General features: G+C 66.6%; 2 protein-coding genes and 1 pseudogene. 1 reads left to right on the plus strand and 2 read right to left on the minus strand.

Annotated elements, in window-relative coordinates:
- Window positions 1–467 (plus strand): annotated as a pseudogene (locus J0670_RS37030) (hypothetical protein); the annotation flags it as partial.
- Window positions 468–518: 51 nt separating this feature from the next.
- On the opposite strand, the gene J0670_RS37035 reads toward J0670_RS37030, so the two are convergent.
- Both J0670_RS37035 and J0670_RS37040 read right to left on the minus strand, forming a co-directional pair.
- A complete protein-coding gene (locus J0670_RS37035) occupies window positions 519–698 on the minus strand; it encodes a DUF397 domain-containing protein (protein ID WP_207817169.1) in 180 nt (59 codons plus the stop codon).
- A 3-nt stretch (window positions 699–701) separates the two neighbouring features.
- A complete protein-coding gene (locus tag J0670_RS37040; protein ID WP_307806863.1) occupies window positions 702–1,568 on the minus strand; it encodes a helix-turn-helix transcriptional regulator in 867 nt (288 codons plus the stop codon).
- Between the last annotated feature and the right edge of the window lie 285 nt (window positions 1,569–1,853).

The following is a 1,853-nucleotide window of genomic DNA, read 5'->3' on the forward strand; positions in this document are numbered from 1 at the left end:
CCCCGGCTCAGGCGGCCGCGGCGGACTGGGCCCCCTGCGAGGCGATCCTCGAAGAGCAGGACAACCCGTCCAAGGTGCGCGAACTGCTGCTGAAGAACGCCTGCCGCGCGGCCGCCGTCCGCGAGTGGACGGCCTCCGACGGCACCCGCACCCAGATCCGCCTGCTGCGCTTCGGCTCCTCGGCCGAGGGCTGGGACACCTTCTCCGTGCTGCACGCGGACAGCACCCCGGCCAAGGCCGCACCGGAGGCGGAGACCGTCCCCCACCGCGACTGGGACACCGTGGACGGGGTGGACCTGACCGTCAAGGAACCCAAGGCGACCGCCGCCAAGGGCGCGCCGGCCACCCGCATGGCCTACCTGTCCGCCTCCGACGTCGTGGCCGTCATCACCATGACCAACCCCCACGGCGTCCCGGCGGCCGCCTTCCGCCAGGTCGTCACCCTCCAGTCCGACCTCCTCGCCTGAGACACCATCGCGCCCGGCCGGGTCCCGGGACCCGGCCGGGCGCGATGGTGCTCACACGTCGAACTCGCCGTTGCGGATGGCCGAGACGAGGTCGCGCCATTCGTCGGCGGTGAGTTGAGCGATGGCGTCGGGACGGAGGCTGCTGCGGACGAAGACGGCGTCGGGGCCCATGGCCACCTCGGGGCAGGAGTTGGCATCGGCGCAGGCCTTGGGACGCTTCCAGGTTTCCATGTCTCAGAGCTCTTTCTTGATAAGCCTGATGGTGTCCCGAGATTGACTCTCAGTCAGAGAGCGCTCGGTCATCATGTCGATGATATGGCGGTAGTTCTCCAGCTGTTTCTGCTCGTGCAGGAACACGGGACCACCAACCGCGTCGAGCTGCACGGTGTCCAGTCGAGACGCCGGCGCTTTCGCATAGAAGACGCCCTGACCTGCGCCGATCAGTCCTTTGGCGCTGAAGCTGATAACCCGGAGTGTGACGTGCGGCAGCTCCGAGAAGTCAAGCAGCCTGTCCAGCTGCTGCTTTGTGGTGGCACAGCCGCCGAACTGCATGCGTAGGGCGGCTTCGTGGACCAGGGCCGAGTACGGCTGCGCCCCTTCGCACATCAGCACCGCCGAGCGCTGAAGCCGGTGTTCAAGCCTGCCTTCGACGAGGCGTGGTGGCAGTGGCGGATAGAGGTCGCTGAAGATGGCTCTCGCGTAGTCTTCCGTCTGCATGACGCCGGGGACATGGGAAACCTGGAAGGTGCGCATTCCCTCGGCGAAGTACTCCATCTCCGCAATGTCCAGGAAGCCGACCGGCACGGAGCCGCGGAAGTCCTCCCACCAACCTCGGTGGCGCTCTTCAGCCATGGCGGCGAGCGCCTCGACGTATGCGGCGTCGCCTTCTTTGAAATCGGAGGCGAGCATCTTCACGCGCTCGGCGCTGATCGGGTACTGCCCCTTCTCGATCTGCGTGATCTTCGTCCGGGAAAACCCGAACAGCGCGGCGGCTTCGGCGGTCGTGCGACCGGCGCAGTCGCGCATCTTCCGTAGCTCCGTGCCGACTCGTTCCTGCCTTGCTGACGGGGTAGTTCGTGGTGGCATGCCCCAAGCATCCATCCCGATCCACGTGAGAGATCCGGCAATCCATCGATTGAGTGAAGCGAGGGGTAGAAGTGCCAGACATGTGCCACCGATGCCCTACAGTCTGTGACGCACCGATCACCGAACGGATCGTCAGTAATGCCGCTCGGGCACCGAAGAACGCCCATGTCCAGTGGGCTTGTTCACGGCGACGTCTCCGCCGGTCTCACCCTTCCCCTCTGGGAGCCCCTGTGCGCGACCTCAACTCGCCCTCCCTCACCGTCTCCCGCTCCGCCCTCACCGGGGCCCTGACCTTCGTCG

This window comes from Streptomyces sp. FH025, assembly GCF_017427025.1.
Lineage (GTDB): Bacteria > Actinomycetota > Actinomycetes > Streptomycetales > Streptomycetaceae > Kitasatospora.

Excerpts from the sequence above, each read along its gene's own strand:
- J0670_RS37040 (WP_307806863.1), bottom strand. The coding sequence starts at position 1,568 with ATGGATGCTTGGGGCATGCCACCACGAACTACCCCGTCAGCAAGGCAG.
- J0670_RS37035 (WP_207817169.1), bottom strand. The coding sequence starts at position 698 with ATGGAAACCTGGAAGCGTCCCAAGGCCTGCGCCGATGCCAACTCCTGC.